Source organism: Cupriavidus phytohabitans, assembly GCF_000426345.1.
Lineage (GTDB): Bacteria > Pseudomonadota > Gammaproteobacteria > Burkholderiales > Burkholderiaceae > Cupriavidus.
In genome coordinates, this window is record NZ_AUFE01000087.1 from 1 (window position 1) to 17107 (window position 17107).

General features: G+C 64.7%; 16 protein-coding genes and 1 pseudogene. 7 read left to right on the top strand and 10 right to left on the bottom strand.

Annotation, left to right across the window (positions count from 1 at the left end; genetic code table 11):
- Nucleotides 1-569 precede the first annotated feature (569 nt).
- The 5 genes from phaZ to K309_RS0130555 all read right to left on the bottom strand — a co-directional run bounded on the left by phaZ (nt 570) and on the right by K309_RS0130555 (nt 5383).
- Complete coding sequence (gene phaZ / locus K309_RS0130535) at nt 570-1403, bottom strand: poly(3-hydroxyalkanoate) depolymerase (protein ID WP_029049872.1); 834 nt, start codon at nt 1401-1403, stop codon at nt 570-572.
- Nucleotides 1404-1464: 61 nt separating this feature from the next.
- Nucleotides 1465-1893, bottom strand: a complete 429-nt coding sequence (gene phaP, locus K309_RS0130540) for a TIGR01841 family phasin (RefSeq protein WP_029049873.1) — start codon at nt 1891-1893, stop codon at nt 1465-1467.
- A gap of 66 nt (nt 1894-1959) precedes the next feature.
- Nucleotides 1960-3630 carry an alpha/beta fold hydrolase gene (locus K309_RS0130545; RefSeq protein ID WP_051320696.1) on the bottom strand — a complete coding sequence of 557 codons (1671 nt, stop codon included), beginning with the start codon at nt 3628-3630 and terminating at the stop codon, nt 1960-1962.
- Between the two features lie 45 nt (nt 3631-3675).
- Nucleotides 3676-4140 (bottom strand): MaoC family dehydratase, encoded by a 465-nt coding sequence (locus tag K309_RS0130550; RefSeq protein ID WP_029049875.1) that lies wholly within the window; start codon nt 4138-4140, stop codon nt 3676-3678.
- A 244-nt stretch (nt 4141-4384) separates the two neighbouring features.
- The gene (locus K309_RS0130555; protein ID WP_029049876.1) at nt 4385-5383 is read right to left on the bottom strand and encodes an AraC family transcriptional regulator; all 999 of its coding nucleotides are present in this window, start codon (nt 5381-5383) and stop codon (nt 4385-4387) included.
- A 269-nt stretch (nt 5384-5652) separates the two neighbouring features.
- Here K309_RS0130555 and K309_RS0130560 point away from each other — a divergent pair, with 269 nt between their 5' ends.
- From K309_RS0130560 to K309_RS0130575, 4 genes are all read left to right on the top strand, one after another.
- Nucleotides 5653-6708: a beta-keto acid cleavage family enzyme gene (locus tag K309_RS0130560; RefSeq protein WP_029049877.1), complete on the top strand. Its 1056-nt coding sequence runs from the start codon at nt 5653-5655 to the stop codon at nt 6706-6708.
- A 94-nt stretch (nt 6709-6802) separates the two neighbouring features.
- Nucleotides 6803-7006, top strand: coding sequence for a DUF1289 domain-containing protein (locus K309_RS0130565; protein WP_029049878.1), 204 nt, complete (start codon nt 6803-6805; stop codon nt 7004-7006).
- Between the two features lie 58 nt (nt 7007-7064).
- Nucleotides 7065-7763, top strand: coding sequence for a DsbA family oxidoreductase (locus K309_RS0130570; RefSeq protein ID WP_029049879.1), 699 nt, complete (start codon nt 7065-7067; stop codon nt 7761-7763).
- Between the two features lie 124 nt (nt 7764-7887).
- Entirely contained in the window at nt 7888-8865 is a 978-nt protein-coding gene (locus tag K309_RS0130575; protein ID WP_029049880.1) for a tripartite tricarboxylate transporter substrate binding protein, read from the top strand.
- 158 nt (nt 8866-9023) lie between these two features.
- Here K309_RS0130575 and K309_RS0130580 read toward each other — a convergent pair whose 3' ends face one another.
- On the bottom strand, nt 9024-9686 hold the full coding sequence (locus tag K309_RS0130580) for a response regulator (RefSeq protein ID WP_029049881.1): 663 nt from the start codon (nt 9684-9686) through the stop codon (nt 9024-9026).
- Nucleotides 9667-11337 carry an MASE1 domain-containing protein gene (locus K309_RS0130585; RefSeq protein ID WP_029049882.1) on the bottom strand — a complete coding sequence of 557 codons (1671 nt, stop codon included), beginning with the start codon at nt 11335-11337 and terminating at the stop codon, nt 9667-9669. The genes K309_RS0130580 and K309_RS0130585 overlap by 20 nt, the downstream gene beginning before the upstream one ends.
- Before the next feature lie 405 nt (nt 11338-11742).
- On the opposite strand from K309_RS0130585, the gene K309_RS0130590 reads away from it, so the two are divergent.
- Nucleotides 11743-11994, top strand: a complete 252-nt coding sequence (locus K309_RS0130590; protein ID WP_029049883.1) for a hypothetical protein — start codon at nt 11743-11745, stop codon at nt 11992-11994.
- Nucleotides 11995-12191: 197 nt separating this feature from the next.
- Here the strand turns inward: K309_RS0130590 and K309_RS0130595 are convergent, their stop codons facing one another.
- Together K309_RS0130595 and K309_RS0130600 are read right to left on the bottom strand one after the other, a co-directional pair.
- Complete coding sequence (locus tag K309_RS0130595) at nt 12192-13385, bottom strand: acyl-CoA dehydrogenase family protein (protein ID WP_029049884.1); 1194 nt, start codon at nt 13383-13385, stop codon at nt 12192-12194.
- A 13-nt stretch (nt 13386-13398) separates the two neighbouring features.
- Nucleotides 13399-14151 (bottom strand): SDR family NAD(P)-dependent oxidoreductase, encoded by a 753-nt coding sequence (locus K309_RS0130600; protein ID WP_029049885.1) that lies wholly within the window; start codon nt 14149-14151, stop codon nt 13399-13401.
- 135 nt (nt 14152-14286) lie between these two features.
- Here K309_RS0130600 and K309_RS0130605 point away from each other — a divergent pair, with 135 nt between their 5' ends.
- Both K309_RS0130605 and glnA read left to right on the top strand, forming a co-directional pair.
- Entirely contained in the window at nt 14287-14952 is a 666-nt protein-coding gene (locus K309_RS0130605) for a GntR family transcriptional regulator (protein ID WP_029049886.1), read from the top strand.
- Between the two features lie 320 nt (nt 14953-15272).
- On the top strand, nt 15273-16748 hold the full coding sequence (glnA, locus tag K309_RS0130610) for a type I glutamate--ammonia ligase (RefSeq protein ID WP_029049887.1): 1476 nt from the start codon (nt 15273-15275) through the stop codon (nt 16746-16748).
- Between the two features lie 108 nt (nt 16749-16856).
- On the opposite strand, the pseudogene K309_RS43335 reads toward glnA, so the two are convergent.
- Nucleotides 16857-17107: pseudogene (locus K309_RS43335) on the bottom strand (group II intron reverse transcriptase/maturase); the annotation flags it as partial.

A 17107-nucleotide genomic window follows, 5' to 3' on the forward strand; every position in this document is an offset into this window, starting at 1 on the left:
CACTTAACCTCAACCTCTCGAACCGCCCGGTGCGGACCCGCATGCCGGGTGGTGTGGCAGGGGCGCAGCCAGTGCGGCTGCCCCCTATGCCGATTGGGGGTCTTTGCTGGTTTGCGGGACGGTTATGAATTGCGCTCCGGGAACCGCGGTGGCACAAACGTGCTGATTTTGGGGGCTCCCTCTCCCGCTTGCGGGAGAGGGTCGGGGTGAGGGCCGGCGCCTCCACGAAGGGAATCGCTGCACTGCGTCGATGCTCCGGCCCTCAGCCCTTCCCCCACTCACTTACCCCTTCTCCCCCGCCCCCTCTACCGCAAGCGGGACAGGGGAGCAAACAGGCAGGAAAATGAAGACAACCGGCACACCAGCGATAGTGAGCGCGAGCGCAGCGACGCACTCCGTGCCCGGGCTTCGAACCGGCGATACTGCCGGCGCGCAGCGCAGCCGAAGGCTTCCAAACGTTTCAGGTTCAATCAGCGTTGATCTGGATCCGGCGAGCTGTCACAACGTACTCGTGCAACAGGCGCCGGCCATTGTGGCGCTCCAGCTTCGCCCGGCTCGCCGGCAGTCCGCTAGCCGCGCAAGAAGCCGCGGACGACGCGGGCTGCGTGCTCCGGCCCGGTCACCAGGAAGAGATGCCCATCATCGACCATATGCAGCGTCGAGTCAGGGATGCGGGCCGCCAGGATCCTGGCATTGACAGGGGGTACGATCGGATCGTCGGTGCCGTGCATGACCAGCGTGGGCTGCCGCAGCGCCCCCAGCCACGGCAGGCTGCTCCAGCCCCATGCCGCCAGCAGCTGGTAGAGATAGCCGCGCCCTGGCGGCGGCTGCATGTGCTGGCCGTGCTCGTCGAGCAGGGAGGGATCGTGGCGGAAGGCACCGCCGTAGAGGTCGGCGCCGATGCGGCGCAGGTATTGGGGGTCGGTATAGCGGCGCACGCCGATCATCCTTGCAAGCACCGACAGGCGGCCCGGCACCATGAGCACGCCGGGCGACGTGGCCGCCAGCACCAGGCGCCGGCACCGCGACGCATAGAGGCGGGCGAACTCCTGCGCCAGCGCCCCGCCCCACGACACGCCGAGCGTGTCGACCTGGCCCGTATAGCCAAGGTGCGACAGCAGGCGGTCGGCCAGCACGCAAAGACCGGAAAGGCGGTAAGGCAACACCGGCGCGGGCGAGCCTCCGGCGCCGGGAACGTCGAAAAGAATGACCTCGATGCCCGCCAGGGCATCGACAAAGGGGGCGAGCAGTTCGAGATTGGCGCCGATGCCGTTGAAGATCAGCAGCGGCGGTCCGGCATCGCTGCCGGGCCGGATGCCGGCCCGCACAACCTGGCCATCCAGGTCCACGGTCAGCACCTGCAGCTTTTGGCCGGCGTGCGTGCCGGCGTCTGTTGTTGTCATCAGCTTGTCCTGGAGAGGTTGCGCACGGGCATGTCCGGCGCGCGGCCATGCCCGCCGCAGCTTATTGTTTCGGGCGCAGGATCCCCTTCACCTCCTCGACGTTCTCGGCGATGCGGCGTCCGACCACCGAAATGCTGTCCGCCTGCGCCTTGTACAGCGTGTCGGTCAGGCCGCGCACGCCGGCAACGGCCTTCTGCAGCGAGCGCGGCAGGGCTTCCGCCAGCTTCGCGGGCGCCGTGCCATCGACGGCCTGGCCGCGCGACAGCGCCTGCAGGTCGGCGGCGGCATCGCACAGGAACTCGGCCTGCTGGCGCACCAGCGACTGCAGGCCTCCCAGCAGCGTCACGTTGACGCTGGCGAGCGCCTCGATGTCCTTGCGGCGCGATTCCAGGACCGCGGCCGGGTCCAGGCGGTTGTTGCGCACGAAGTCGAGCAGTTTCTTGTGCGGTGCCTGCGCGGCCGAGGCACTTGCGGTGTTGGTCGATTCCATCTTGGTATCTCCTGACAGTTGGGTTGAAAAATTAAGATTGCAGTGTTGCGGAGTGCGCCGTGCGCGCTACGCCTCGGTCACATAGCGGCCCGGCGCTTCGCCGCAGGGGGCGAAGCGCAGGCTGCCGGGCGCCGCGGGCGCGTTGCGCTTCGGGCCCGAGCGCTTCTTCAGCCACTGGGTCCAGTGTTCCCACCATGAGCCCTGCTCGGCGGTCGCGCCCTCCAGCCAGGTCTCGGGCTGCGCATCGGGCGTGCCGTTGCGGAAATACCTGGCCTTGGCATTGCCGGGTGGATTGACCAGGCTTTGCACATGGCCGCTGGAGCTCAGCACGAACTCGGTGCGCCCGCCGAACGCTTGCGCCGAACGGTACACCGCCTTCCACGGCGTGATGTGGTCGGTCATGCCGGCCAGCACATACTTGTCGCAGTCCACGTCGGCCAGCGAAATGGCGTGGCCGAGCACCTGCAGCGCGCCCGGCGTGGCGAGCTGGTTCAGCGTCAGCATGTCCAGGAACTGGCCATGCAGGCCGGCAGGCAGGCGCGTGGTGTCGTTGTTCCAGTAGAGGACGTCGAACGCCGGCGGCGCATTGCCGAGCAGGTAATTGTTGACCCAGTAGTTCCACACCAGGTCGTTGGGCCGCAGCCACGCAAAGACCCGGCCCAGCGCGTCGCCGTCGAGCACGCCGCGTGACGCACTGCCGTGCCGCGCCGCCGTGACCGCCTCGGGCGTGCTGAACAGCCCGAGCTGCGACTCGGCATCGAGGCCGAACACCGCCACCATCAGCGTGACGGCGTGCACGAGCTTCTCGCCACTGGCCGCGCAATAGCCCAGCAGCGCCGCCATCGTCATCGCGCCAGAGCAGGCGCCATGCACGTTGACGTCGGCACTGCCGGTGATATCGCGTATCGCATGGATCGCCTCGACCAGCGCGCCGACATAGGTATCGAGGTTCCAGTCGCGCTGCGCCGCCGTGGGATTGCGCCAGCTGACAATAAACACCTGCAGGCCCTGCCCCAGCATGTACTCCACCATGCTCTTGCCCGGTGCAAGGTCGAATACGTAGAACTTGTTGACCTGTGGCGGCACGATCAGCTGGGGCCGCGCATGCACCTTCGAGGTGGTCGGGGCGTACTGGATCAGCTCCAGCACTTCGTTGCGGAACACCACCACGCCAGGCGTGGCAGCAAGATTCTGGCCGACGCTGAATGCGCCCTTGTCGACCTGCGTGGGCATGCCGCCGTTGGTCAGGGCATCGCTGGCCAGGTTGAACAGGCCGCTGACCAGGTTCATGCCGCATGACTCGAAGGTCTTGCGCAGCGCTGCCGGGTTGCCCGCCAGGGTATTGGTCGGCGCCAGCGCGTCGGTGAGCAGCGACATGAAGTATTGCGCGCGATGCTTGCTGCGCGGGTCCATCACCGAACGCCGCACCGTGCCCTCGAGCGCGTCGCGCCAGGCCTGGTAGCCCTGCAGCGACATGCGGAACAGCGGAAGGTCGCGCCAGGCGTCGTCGCTGAATCTGCGGTCGCGCGTCGACGGCATCGGTGCCGAGCCATCCAGCACGCTGACCAGGTCATGGGTGAGCTGCACCTGCTGCTCGAGCACCAGCACCGGCTCCTGCACGCACTGCGCGCCGATCTGCTGGGCGGCTGTGATGAAATCCTCGGGACGGATCCCGACAAACGGATTGGGTCCCGCCAGAAAATCGGTTGGCGCCTCCACGTTGGCTGCACTTGTCATACTGCTTCTCCTGTCTCTTCCTTGCTTACATCTGCTGTTGCCGCTTCACGCCATGACAAGCGCCAGGGCTTCTGCCACCATGGCCGGCTTGGCTTCGCCCTCGATCTCCATCGTGTTCTCGGTGCGCAGCAGCACACGGCCATCGCCCTTGTTGTCCGCCGACATCAGCCTGACGCGATTGCGCACGCGCGCCCCCGCCTTCACCGGCGCCAGGAAGCGTGTCTTCTCCACGCCGTAGTTGACGGCGGCGCGCGCATCCTCGGGCACCACGCCCATCTCGACCAGCTTCCCGGCCAGCAGCGACAGCGTCAGGTAGCCGTGGGCGATGGTGCCGCCGAACGGGCTTTCCCTGCGCGCGCGCTCCACGTCCACGTGGATCCACTGGCGGTCCCCGGTGCACTGCGCGAATGCATCGATGCGCGCTTGATCCACTTCCATCCACGCCGAAACGCCGAGTTCCTTGCCGACGAATGCGGCGAGCGTGCCCATGCTGTAGCCTTGAATTGCCATATGCTTCCTTGCTTGCTCTGGTTTCCCGTGCCTGCCGACCGTGTCGCATGCACGCATGTTTGTTTGTCTGCCGCATCGTAGTGCTGCGGCGCACAAAACCGGCTACCAAATCCGGCCCAATCGCTGACAATGCATGCCGCTTTGCATGGCGCTGGCACGGCGTGCGCGCAATGCGCAGCCGGGTCCTCACGGGATGGCGCGATTTGTCAATCGGGCGGCCGGCATTGCCAGCCACGGTGCGGCGCTAGGGCGCGCGGCGATAGGCGTTGGGCGTGCTGCCGGTCCAGTGCCGGAAGGCCCGATGGAAGGCAGTGGGATTGTCGAAGCCAACGTCGAAGGCAATGGCCGTGATCGCGTCATTGGATCGTGTCAGCCGCTGGATGGCGATGTCGCGCCGCACGCCGTCCTTGATCGCCTGGAAGGTGGTGCCTTCCGCGGACAGCCGGCGGCACAGCGTGCGCACGGAACAGTGCAGCGCCGCGGCCACTGCTTCGATGGTCGGCGCTACGGGCAGGCAATCCGCTACGTACTGCCTGACGCGATGACAGGTCATCGGTTCCGCGAACGTGACGAAGATCCAGTCCTCGGGCGCGCGTGCCAGGAATTTTTCAAGGTCGGCCTTGCGTTGCCGCACCGGCATGTCGAGGAATGCAGCGTCGAACACAATGCCGCCGCGATCGCAGCCGAAATGCACCGGGCCAGGAAACAGGTAGAGATGGTCGTTTGCCTGCGCCGGCCGCCCTGACGGCAGTTGCACGGCCTGCAGCGGGATCTTGTGGCGAATCAGCCATGACGCCACGCCATGCACCAGCTTCAGCATCAGTTCGCGCGCCATCGGGCTCACCGCCGGACCCGCCGCAGCCTCCACCAGCTCCACATATGCGGCATTGCCTTCGCGCCGTGACTCCACGCGGAACTCGTCCAGCAGCAAGCGGAAGAATTGCCCGAAGCGATGCAGTGCCACTTCAAGCCGTGGCGCATCCAGCAAGCTCAGGCAAAGGTACTTGAGCGTGCCGTTGCGCAGCGGGCGGCTGAAAATGCCCGGCATTTCATCGTCGAGCTCGTGCGCCAGCAGCCGGTACAAGGTCGAGAACTGTTCCTGCGTCACGCGTGCCGCGGGCTCGTCCATCAGCTCCGCCGCAATGCCCGAGCGCGCTGCCAGCTGCGCGATCAATGCAGGATCGGCACCGGGCAGGAAGCCGTGGACGAAGGAAACCGGGACGGTGGGAGACAGGCAATTCACTTGAAAACTGGCAGGTATGCCGCAGCTGGAAAATGACATTAGGGCGCGATTGCGCCAGCGCCACGACACTGTGCAACGTTGCCCGCGCCCCGCACATCGTGTTTTCCCTGACTGTCCCGAAATGCCAAGCGATCGTCCCGGATCGTCAAATTGTTTCATGCCGTTGACCGATACTTCGGGTCATCGAATGACGATGAAAACAGGCGGACGGACCGCGAACCAGCAGGTTCTGGCCGGACCGCATGCGGACAACACCCAGGAGCAACAGTATGCAATTCCTCGACGATTCCCTGCACCCCGAGAACCAGGACAAAGTGGTTATTACCGTGGCCCCGTACGGCCCTGAGTGGATGCCGCAGGACTTTCCGGAAGACATCCCGGTGACGATGGAAGACCAGGTGCAGAAGGCTGTCGATTGCTACAACGCCGGCGCCACCGTATTGCACCTGCATGTGCGCGAACTGGACGGCAAGGGCTCCAAGCGCCTGTCGAAGTTCAACGAACTGATCGCCGGCGTGCGCAAGGCCGTGCCCGACATGATCATCCAGGTCGGCGGCTCGATCTCGTTCGCGCCGGAAGACGACGGCCAGGCCGCCAAGTGGCTGTCGGACGATACCCGCCACATGCTGGCCGAACTGGATCCCAAGCCGGACCAGGTGACCGTGGCGATCAACACCACGCAGATGAACATCATGGAGCTGCTGTACCCGGAATACCTGAAGGGTACGTCGCTCGAGCACCCGGCCTACCAGCAGGCCTACCGTGAAATGACCGTGCCGGCCGGCCCGGGCTGGGTCGAGGAACACCTGCGCCGCCTGAGCAATGCCGGCATCCAGCCGCACTTCCAGCTGACCGGCATCCACGCGCTGGAAACCCTGGAGCGCATGGTGCGCGCGGGTCTCTACAAGGGCCCGCTGAACCTGACCTGGATCGGCATCGGCGGCGGCTTCGACGGCCCCAACCCGTTCAACTTCTTCAACTTCGTCCACCGCGCGCCGGATGGCTGCACGCTGACCGCGGAATCGCTGCTGAAGAACGTGCTGCCGTTCAACATGATGGCCATGTCCATGGGCCTGCACCCGCGCTGCGGCATCGAGGACACCATCATCGACCAGCACGGCAACCGCATGACTTCGGTGCAGCAGATCGAGCAATGCGTGCGCGTGGCCAAGGAACTGGGCCGCGAGATCGCCTCGGGCAAGGAAGCGCGCGAGATCTACCGCATCGGCACCTGGTACGACAGCGCCGAGGAAACCCTGGCGGCACACGGCATGGCGCCCAACCGCAAGAGCGGGCAGAAGAACCTGCCGCTGCGCGCGGCCTGACGCGCTTCGCCTGGCTGGGGCTCCCCGGCCGGGTATTCATCGGCCGGGCGTTGCCCGGCCCGTGTGCCGAACCAACCACGACATCGCTGAAGTCATGAACCCTGCCCCCGCCGTCGCCAACCCGTGCCTCAACATCTGCCGCCTCGACGTTGCCGGCCGGTACTGCCAGGGCTGCGGCAGGACACCGCTGGAAATCGGCACCTGGGACCGCATGACCGATGCCCGGCGCGCCGAGGTGCTGGCCGAGCTGCCAGCGCGCCAGCCCTGGCGCCGCGCCCCGGCCGCGTCCGCGCCCTGATTCCCCATCGCCCGCCCCCAGGCACGCATGTGCCGGCGGGCGTCATCAAGCTGTCGCCATGAACTACCCGACCACGCTTACGGTCGACGCCTACTTCGACCTGATCTGCCCCTGGTGCATGATCGGCAAGAAGCACCTGGAAACCGCCATCGAATGGCTCGTCCAGGAGCACCCGAACGTTGCCGTCCGGGTCGACTGGCGCTCTTACCCGCTGCTTCCGGCCACGCCTGCGGAGGGCACGCCCTACCGCGATTTCTACCTGGCACGGCTGGGAGGCCCCGAGGCCCTGGCCGCGCGCCAGGCGCAAGTCTGCGCCGCGGCACTGGACGCCGGCATCACGCTGGCGCTGGACCGCATCGAAACCTTTCCCAGCACGCTGCTGGCCCACCGGCTGCTACGCCACGCCGTCAGGCAAGCCGGCGCCGGCGCTGCGCCGGCGCTGCTGGACGAGCTGTTCACGCGCTACTTCATGCGCGGCGAGAACATCGGCGACCCGCAGGTCCTGCGGCGCGCGGCGGCAGCCTGCGGCATCGCATTGCCTGACGCCGGCGCCAGCACCGGCCGGCCAGACCTGGACTGGCTGCCGCCGCTGCACGACGCAGAGGATCCTCCCCTGCGCGCCGGCTTCGGCGTGCCCCATCTTGTTTTCAACGGCACGCACAGCGTGTCGGGCGCACGGCCGCCCGCCGTGCTGCTCGAAGCCATGCGGCGGGCGCTGGCGCGCGCGAAGCAGCGCGCCACGCTGGCGGCCGGCTGAATCTGCCCGCGCCGGCCCACGAACCGGCGCAGGCCCCCAATCTCTTCAACCTGATCCCATGACCACCCCGGCAAGAAGGCTGGCATGGGCCGGTTCTATCTCATATCTTTAAACGGAGACAACCATGCCAACCCGCCCCACCCTGTTCCGCCCCCGCCACGCCATGGTTGCCGCCATGCTGGCACTGGCAATGCCGGCCGCGATGGCCTGGACCAGCAAGCCCGTGCGCATGCTGGTGCCGGCGCCTGCCGGCGGCACCATGGACGTGATCGCACGCCTGCTGGCCGACCAGCTTTCGGCCGACCTCGGCACGCCCGTGGTGGTCGACAACAAGCCGGGTGCCGGCGGCGGCATCGCGATCAGCGCAATGCTGGCCGCGCCGCCCGACGGCCAGACCATCATGGTGACCGCGACCAACGTGCTGACCGAAGTGCCGCACGTGCTGAAGACCCCCTACAACACGATGAAGGACATCCGCCCGCTGGCCGCGGTGGCGCGGTCGCGGCTGCTGCTGGTGGGCTCGCCAACGCTGCCGGCCAAGGACTTCAACGGCCTGGTGAACTATGCGCGTGCCAATCCCGGCAAGCTCAGCTTCGCGTCCTACAGCGCCGGCACGGCGTCGCACTACGCGGGCGTGATCATGAACCAGAAAGCGGGCATGGACCTGCAGCACGTGCCGTTTGCCGGCTCGGCGCCGGCGCTGACACAGGTGATGGGCGGCCAGATCGCCGTGATGTACGACGGGATGGTGACGTCGCTGCCGATGATCAAGGCGGGCAAGCTGCAGCCGTACGCCGTGGCATCGAAGAGCCGCTCGCCGCTGCTGCCGCAGGTGCCGACCTTCGCGGAACTGGGCTATCCGGATGTCGAGTTCAGCAACTGGGTTGGCGTGATCGCCTCCGCGCGCGTGCCTGTCGAACTGGCGCAGAAGATCCAGACCGCCACCTACAAGGCCGCGGCAACGCCTAAGGTGCAGGAGCGGATGCAGGCGCTGAGCTATGAGCCGATGGCCGCACAGACGTTGCAGCAGCTTGGACAGTCGCTGCACGATGAGTTCGACCGCAATGGCGGGATTGTGAAGGCGTTCAATATCCAGCCCTGATCGGGCGCTACCGTTCCGACGGTCCGCTCGCCTCTGCCTCGCCCTCTCCATTGAAAAGGGAGAGGGCGAGGCAGTCATCGTTACGGACCCCGGCGCGGACTCGGGGCTTTTTTGAGAGCCCGCCGCCGGGGAAGCCTCCGACCTCGGCTACTGACGCCCTACTCACTCTCGAGCCACTGGATCGCAAAGCGCATCAACTCCTTGCCGCTGGAAATATCCAGCTTCTCCTTGATGTTGGCCTGATGTGCCTCGATGGTCTTGACGCTCCGGTTCAGTTTCATGGCGATCTCGCGAGTGCTGAAGCCAAGTCCGATCAGATGCAGGACCTCGAACTCGCGTTCCGAAAGACACGCGACCGAACCCGCCGGGGTCTTTCCGGGGGCCGCCAAAGACCGCGCCAGCCTGGCATGCATCGCGGCGCTGAGGTAGATATTGCCTGCCAGCACCTCGCGGATGGCGCTCATGACGTGCTCCGTGGCCTCGAGTTTCATCAGGTACCCATTGGCGCCCGCCCGCAATGCGCGTTCGGCAAACAAGGTCTCGTCATGCATGCTGAGGACGAGTATTGCCAGCTTCGGGTGGTGTTGCCTGAGCGTCTTGATAAGATCCAGGCCGGAGTCCGACTGCAGGCTGAGGTCCACAATGGCGATGTCGGGCTGGCAGGCCATCGCCGCCAGGGCTTCTTCCGTACTGGCGGCCGCACAGCAGACGTGCAGATCCTCTTGCATCAGCAAATGGGTCAGTCCCTCCCGGATGATGGGATGGTCGTCGACGATCAGGACCCTGGTTGCGGGGCCACGGCTAGATTGCGTCTCTGGCATGGCCGGGACCCTCCGGTATCGGATAGCTGATGGCAACCGTGGTGCCGCCCATGGCATTGCGGGTGACGGCGCACGAACCGTCCAGCAGGCTTGCGCGGTGACGCAGGTTGTGGAGTCCCAGTCCCGAAGCGCGTTCCATCCGGTCCGCGTCGATCCCAACGCCATCGTCGCTGATCGATAGCGTCTGGATTTCGCCCTCGCGCTCCAGGTCGATCCAGATATGGCTGCCCTGGCTGTACTTCAGGGCGTTATTGACTGCTTCCTGTGCCGCACGGTAAAGGTTGGTCTGCATTGGCGGATCCGGCAAATCCACATCTGAGGCGATGCGCAGCGTACAGCCAATGCCGTTCAGCGAGCGTGTCGATTCTGCCAGGCCCTGGAGTGCGGCCGTGAGGTCGCCGGACTCCCCGGCGACGGGATCCAGGCCATGGGCAATCCTGCGGGTCATCAAGGACGCCTGTTTCACCAGTTCGACGACCGTTGCCGCATCTGCGGACGCCGGGTTCCCCTGCTTCTGCAGTTCCCGGCTCAACGTGGCGCAATAGAAGCCCAGGCTGGTAAGGTGCTGCCCGAGGCCGTCATGCAGTTCCCGGCCAATGAGCCTTTGTTGGTGATCGCCGATCCGGATCAGCTCCGCCTCCAGCCGGCGCCGCCTTTTCATCTCCTGCTTCAGTTCATCGTTGGCCCGCTCAAGGTCCTGGGTTCGCTCTTGCACGCGCCGCCCGAGTTCCTTGTGGGATGCCATCAGGAGACGATGAAAGCGCTTCTGCCGGGCATGTGCCGCCACCAGCAGCAACCCGGTGATCGCCATCACGTTCGCGAACGCACACCATCTTACAAGGCTGTCCACCGGGGATTCCGCGGCAAACGGGCCGGTGCCGTGCGTGGTGCCCCGAATGGCGATGATCGAGACCAGCAAGGTCGCGAGGCTGGTGCCAAGATGATCAAAGCGCAGGGCGGCCCAGATAACAAACGGAAAGATCGCCATGGCCGCAGGATAGTAGCCGTGCCCGGCAAGCTGCGGCGCGCCGAAGATCAGGTAACTTACCCAGAGGAGCCCCACGGCCAGTCCACACGATTCCACGGCTTGCCTCGCCGAACGGACAGGACTCGGATAGGTGAGCAGGTTCAGCAGCGGCGGAGCCACCACGAGCACCCCCATCATGTCGCCGAGCCACCATTTCAAGAAGGCGGCGCTGTATTCCCCGCCTGACAGCAGCCCTCCACCCCAGAGGGCAGTCGCGCCAATCAACGCGCTCAGAGCCGAGCCGAGCGTCGCTGCCAGGATGATGAAGGCCAGGACGTCCTTGATGCGATCAAGCGACACCTGGAACCCGGCGACCCGCTTTAGCAACCATGTGGCCGTTAAGGCGGCTGCCGTCGCGCCGAGGCCGATCACCGCGGCGACATGCGGAGGCACGCCCACGGACATGTTGGCCAGCAGCGAGCCAATGGCAACGCCGGGGGCAACGCCGAAGCCCATCGTGAGCAGCGCAACGAGGGCGATGCCGCTGGATGGCCAGACCAGGGACACCGCACCGCCCACTACCGCATAAGCAAGCCCCAGCCTTGCACCTGCAAAATACGCCAATGCGACTAATCCGGTTTGAATAAAGAGGTTGAGCCTCGACTTCTGCAGAATGATGGCCATTGTTCGATTCTCAAACCCCGGGACAGACTCCGGCACACCAAGCCATGTCCAGCGTTAGCCGAAATGACAAAATTCCTGCGAAAACCAACACATCAAAATTTGTAAAAACCTATAAATTTGCACCGAATCCGTGCAACGTGCAGCTGGGCAGATCCATTGGTGATGCAATGCCTCCTACGAATCTATGCCAGAACGCTGCTGCGCGGGTAAATGTTCTTGAATGAGTTCGATAGTTCCCGCCCGCCCTTCGAATAGGGCATTCCCCTAGCCGCTTTTCGGAAACAAGCCCTATTCATCAACCTACCGTCAGGGCATACATTGCAGTCGTACGAAGCTATGTCCTCAAACTGGAGCGAAAATGATTCGCGCCAGCTCTTGCAACCGCCATAAGTAGGAGGTGGAAAAATGGTAAAGACACTCATTCTGCTAGCTGGCGCGAGTGCGGCGCTTGGCTCCAGCCTGGTCTATGCCGGCATCGGGGCGCGAGATGTGTACACGGACGGCGCGAGCATCATGGGGCCGCGAGATCCATATTCCGATGGAAGCGCGAAGTTTGACGTCTACTCAGACGGGGCGAGAGTCATGGACAGGCGTGACGTGTTCACCGACGGCGCGAAAATCACCAACCGCGATGGCCTCGCAGAAGACGGTAAGTAAGCAACTACAGAATGCCCCAGAGCGTCTGCAATAATAGTGGGGGCGCCCTACGTCGGCGGCCACGACCCAGCATCTTCCCCGAGCAACGGCGTCGGGGATTTTTTTATTCTTCGCTGACGACCGCGGCCACCTGAGCCGAAGAACGGGCATTCCTGGCCCGCATGCGCGGGCCGAAACGGCGCGGCACGCCGGCGGGCTCAGCCGTGGTGCCCCGTCCCCAGCGTGTCGCGCTTGATCTTCTTTGCCAGCGACCACTTGTGGACTTCCGTCGGGCCATCGTAGATCCGGAACGCACGCAGTTCCCGGAATGCCTGGTCGACGATGGTGTCGCGCGACACGCCGTTGCCGCCCAGGATCTGGACGCAACGGTCCGCGACGCGGAACAACGCTTCGGAGACGGCAACCTTGGCCATCGAGCTTTCGGTGGTGCCTGCCGACCCCGCGTCGAGCACGCCGGCGCACCAGTCGATCATCAGCGCAGCCTGCTGCAGGTCTATCAGGTTCTCGGCCAGCATGAAGCCGACGCCCTCATGGTCGATCAGCAGCTTGCCGAACGCCTTGCGCGTCGTAGCGTAAGCCCGTGCGATCTCGTCCGCCCGCGTAACCGTACCGAACCAGCGCATGCAATGCGAAAGCCGCGCCGGGGACAACCGTACCTGCGCATAGCGAAAACCTTCGTTCACCTCGCCCAGCACCTGGTCGGCCGGCACGCGCAAACCGTCGATGAGGACCTGCGCATGGCCGCCCGGCATCGAGCTGTCGATGGTATCCAGTACGCGCTCGGTGCGGATCGCCGGGTGCGGCAGGTCGACGAGGAACATCGTGGCCTGCGCGCGCTCACCCTCCCCGGTTCGGGCCATCACGATACCGACGCTGGCGCCTTCGGCACCGGTGATGAACTTCTTGCGGCCGTTGATCACCCAGTCATTGCCATCGCGGACCGCCGTGGTCTGCAGCATCGACGGATCCGACCCGGCGCCGCCCTCTTCCGCGGGCTCGGTCATGAAGAACGCCGAGCGGGCCTCGCCGCGGACTAGCGGGGCAAGGAAACGCGCCTGCTGTTCGGCGGATGCCACCTTGCCAAGCAGGAACATGTTGCCCTCATCTGGCGCCATGGTATTGACGGCGACCGGGCCGAGCGGCGACAGGCCCGAGCGCTTCAAGACAGCGGCAGTCTCCAACTGGCTCAGGTGGCTGCCATCGGCAAGGATATGCGGCGTCATGACGCCTGCCTCGCGCGCCTTGGCACGCAGTTCCCCGACCAGTTCGGCCGAGGGCCCATGCGCGGTGCATCGCGCATCATGCTCGTACGGGGCAACGACATCGCGCACGAAACGCTCCACGCGGTCTGCGATGTCCTGGCTTCTTTCGGTGGGACAGGGGGTGAACATGGATGCCATTCCCTCAGAGTGTGTTGACCAGATGGCCGCCGTCGACGGCCAGCACGGTGCCAGTCATGTAGCGCGAGGCATCGGACGCGAGCAGTAGCAGCAGCCCGTCCAGATCCTCCAGTTGTCCGAGACGGCGCTGCGGAATGCGGCTGACAAGCGCCCTGCCCGCCTCAGTCTGCCAGAAGTCACGATTGATATCGGTATCGATGTAACCCGGCGCGAGCGCATTCACGCGAATGCCGTAGCGTGCCCATTCGAGGGCGAGCGTGCGGGTCAGCTGCACGACACCGGCCTTGGACACCGCATAGGACACCACGCCGCCTGCCTGCCGCAGCCCCAGGATCGACGCCACGTTGATAATGCTCCCGCCACCGCGCTCGCGCATGCCGGCGGCCAGCGCCTGCGCCAGGAAAAACATGCCTTTGAGATTGGTGTCCATCACCAGATCCCAGTCTTCTTCGGCATGTACGAGAGCCGGCCCCTCGCGTACCAGCCCGGCGTTGTTGACGAGAATATCGATGGGCCCGGCTTCTTCCACCAGGGCCGCGCGCGACGCGGCACTGGTCACATCGAGCGCCACGCAGCGGGCGCGCCCGTACTGTTCCACCATGCTCGCCACCGACTGCAGCGCGTCCAACCGGCGTGCGGCCAGCACGACGTCAGCGCCGTGTGCGGCCAGCCGTTGCGCGAAGTGCGCGCCCAGCCCGCTCGATGCGCCCGTTACCAGCGCGCGCTTGCCGGCAAGGCCGGGCAACGTTTCCGCCATGGTTGTCTCCATCCGTTTTCGTGATAGGATCATATTGTAGGATGATTTCATCCCATGTCAATGGCTCCGGATCCTGATCCCGGCCAATCCATTAGAATGGCGCCCGTGCCACGACCAACCTCGTCTTCGTCTGCAATGTCCATCGATACACCCGTTGCGCCTGGCCCGGCGGACAGCAGCGCGTCTGATATCGTGTTTTTTGGGATCATGAACGGCCTGGAACTCGGCAGCTTCGTGCCGGGCCAGCGACTCGTGGAAACCGACCTCGTCGCGCATTTCGGTGTTGGTCGCAATTCGGTGCGCGAGGCACTGCAGCGGCTGGCCGCCGAAGGTATTGTCGACCTCCCGCGCCATCGAGGCGCGATCATTCGCCGGCTGACCCTGCAGGAAACCCTCGATGTCCTCGATGTGGCGGAGCGCATGACCGGTCTGCTTGCGCGCGCCGCTACGCGAGGCAGTGGTAACCGGGCACTGGCACAGGCGCTGCGCGCTTCGGTACAGGGGCTCGTCGCCGCAGAGAAGGCACATGACGACGAAGCCTTCTCAGGCACCAGACGGCATTTCTACCGCACGCTGCTGGAAATGGGCGACAACCGCGAGCTGCGCAGGCTGTTTCCGACCATCCATATGCCGATCGTGCATGCACAACATCGACTGGCCTCGCTGCGAAAGATGCGGCTGGACGATTATCGGCACATCGCCACGGCCGTGCTGGCAGGCGACCCCGAAACCGCCGAGGCCGCCGGCGTGGCGCACGTGCAGAACGTGCGCCATGCAATTCTGGAGAGACAGCCCGCCTGAGATCAGGGCCGGCAATATGCGATCGCGATCGCTGGCAGCGGCAGATCCGTCTGTCCTTCCCGTCCTGTCGTATCGGGCCGCTCCCGGCCAGCTTCAGTCAGCCACCTCGCGCTCACCGTTGGCAATCGCCAAGTCCCCCAAAGATCGTCGTACATCACTTATCTCCGAGTTTCCGTGCTGTGGCGAACTCCTGATGAGCACGCGGATTTCACACATAGCGCCGCTTCGGAAAGGCTGCACGGGTTCGAGAGGCACTTTGCAATCGGAATTTGACCGACTAATGTTGGACTATGCTCCGGGGCCAGACGACGGAGGCAGTTATGAGCACGGTCTCAACAGAACCCGGCAGCTATCACGTTACACCGCCGCAAAACCCTGGTGAAGTCATCGCTCTGATCAGGAAGCACGGGATCCAGGTCGTTGACCTGAGGTTCACCGACTTGCCCGGCGTGTGGCAGCACTTCTCGATCACGCTGCCGGAAGTCAACGACGATTTGTTCTCGGCCGGCATCGGGTTCGACGGGTCTTCTATTCGTGGGTTCCAGGAAATACACGAGTCCGACATGCTGGTCAGGCCTGACCCGGCCACAGCGTTCGTCGATCCGTTTTGCACGGCACCAACGCTGGCGCTGATCTGCGATGTGCTGGACCCTGTCCTGCACCAGCCGTACTCGCGCGATCCGCGCCACATCGCACGAAAGGCGGAGGCGTACCTCCAGCAAACCGGCCTGGCTACGGTTTGCTACGTTGGCCCTGAACTGGAATTCTTCATTTTCGACTCGATTCGCTTCGGACAGGATCAGCACTCCGGCTACTACTATGTCGAATCTGCCGAAGGCGAATGGGCCTCGGGTCGTGACGAAGGCGGCTACGGCGGAGGCAATCTTGGCTACAAGCAGCACTACAAGGGAGGATACTTTCCCGTGCCGCCAAGCGATACGCTGCAGGACATCCGCTCCGAAATCGTACTCGCGCTGATGCAGGCAGGCGTCCAGGTCGAGGTGCATCACCATGAGGTAGCCACGGCGGGCCAGAATGAAATCGACATGCGCTTTGCACCGCTGACCCGGATGGCAGATAACGTGATGATGTATAAGTACATCTGCAAGAATGTTGCACGCCGCCACGGCAAGGTCGCCACATTCATGCCCAAGCCCCTGTTTGCCGACAACGCGAGCGGCATGCATTGCCACCAGAGCCTCTGGCGCGGCGGCGAGAACCTCTTCTATGACGCGAACGGTTGGGCGCAGACGTCCCAGATGTGCCGTTGGTATATAGGCGGCTTGCTCAGGCACGCCCCCGCCCTGATGGCTTTCTGCGCGCCGAGCACAAATTCCTACAAGCGACTGGTCCCTGGATATGAGGCGCCTGTCAATCTGGCCATGTCGCAGCGCAACCGCTCTGCCGCCGCCAGGATTCCAATGGTTTCGGATTCTCCAAGCGCCAGACGCGTTGAATTCCGCTGTCCGGACCCGTCGGCCAATGCCTACCTGGCCTTCTCGGCAATGCTGCTCGCGGGCCTTGACGGCATTGAAAACCAGACGGACCCCGGCGACCCGATCGACAAGAATATCTACGATCTGCCACCGGAGGAAGCCGCCAACATCCGGCAGGTTCCAGGCTCGCTCGAAGAGTCGCTTTCCGCACTGGAATCCGACTCGGATTTCCTGCGAAAGGGGGATGTCTTCACCGAAGACCTGATCAGGACCTGGATTGACTACAAGCGCACCCGCGAGATTGATACATTGAAGTTACGGCCGCACCCGTGGGAGTTCCACCTCTACTTTGACATCTGATCAACTGCGCGCCGTGCGCTAATCGGCATAGGGGGCAGCCGCACTGGCTGCGCCCCTGCCACACCACCCGGCATGCGGGTCCGCACCGGGCGGTTCGAGAGGTTGAGGTTAAGTGAGGCGGGGCATGCCCAACTGATCGAAGTAGGCGATGGTCAGGACTCGGTTCAGCGAGTCCCCGCTGTTGCGCCACCAGCACCGGCCACTCGCCGCTACTTGCCTGGCGGCGTCAGCTGTAGCACCCAGGGCACGCAACTCTCGGTAAATGACCCGACCACGGCGCCAGTGCTTGAGCTGGATGGCTCGCAGCCGGTGACGCATCCACTTGTCCAGCTCTCGCCAGATCTTGGGCGTTTGCGCCA

What these genes read in the sequence shown, in the direction of transcription:
- phaZ (WP_029049872.1), bottom strand. Translation starts at nt 1,403, where the DNA reads ATGACAACAACAGACGCCGGCACGCACGCCGGCCAAAAGCTGCAGGTG.
- phaP (WP_029049873.1), bottom strand. Translation starts at nt 1,893, where the DNA reads ATGGAATCGACCAACACCGCAAGTGCCTCGGCCGCGCAGGCACCGCAC.
- K309_RS0130545 (WP_051320696.1), bottom strand. Translation starts at nt 3,630, where the DNA reads ATGACAAGTGCAGCCAACGTGGAGGCGCCAACCGATTTTCTGGCGGGA.
- K309_RS0130550 (WP_029049875.1), bottom strand. Translation starts at nt 4,140, where the DNA reads ATGGCAATTCAAGGCTACAGCATGGGCACGCTCGCCGCATTCGTCGGC.
- K309_RS0130560 (WP_029049877.1), top strand. Translation starts at nt 5,653, where the DNA reads ATGCAATTCCTCGACGATTCCCTGCACCCCGAGAACCAGGACAAAGTG.
- K309_RS0130565 (WP_029049878.1), top strand. Translation starts at nt 6,803, where the DNA reads ATGAACCCTGCCCCCGCCGTCGCCAACCCGTGCCTCAACATCTGCCGC.
- K309_RS0130570 (WP_029049879.1), top strand. Translation starts at nt 7,065, where the DNA reads ATGAACTACCCGACCACGCTTACGGTCGACGCCTACTTCGACCTGATC.
- K309_RS0130575 (WP_029049880.1), top strand. Translation starts at nt 7,888, where the DNA reads ATGCCAACCCGCCCCACCCTGTTCCGCCCCCGCCACGCCATGGTTGCC.
- K309_RS0130580 (WP_029049881.1), bottom strand. Translation starts at nt 9,686, where the DNA reads ATGCCAGAGACGCAATCTAGCCGTGGCCCCGCAACCAGGGTCCTGATC.
- K309_RS0130585 (WP_029049882.1), bottom strand. Translation starts at nt 11,337, where the DNA reads ATGGCCATCATTCTGCAGAAGTCGAGGCTCAACCTCTTTATTCAAACC.
- K309_RS0130590 (WP_029049883.1), top strand. Translation starts at nt 11,743, where the DNA reads ATGGTAAAGACACTCATTCTGCTAGCTGGCGCGAGTGCGGCGCTTGGC.
- K309_RS0130595 (WP_029049884.1), bottom strand. Translation starts at nt 13,385, where the DNA reads ATGTTCACCCCCTGTCCCACCGAAAGAAGCCAGGACATCGCAGACCGC.
- K309_RS0130600 (WP_029049885.1), bottom strand. Translation starts at nt 14,151, where the DNA reads ATGGCGGAAACGTTGCCCGGCCTTGCCGGCAAGCGCGCGCTGGTAACG.
- K309_RS0130605 (WP_029049886.1), top strand. Translation starts at nt 14,287, where the DNA reads ATGTCCATCGATACACCCGTTGCGCCTGGCCCGGCGGACAGCAGCGCG.
- glnA (WP_029049887.1), top strand. Translation starts at nt 15,273, where the DNA reads ATGAGCACGGTCTCAACAGAACCCGGCAGCTATCACGTTACACCGCCG.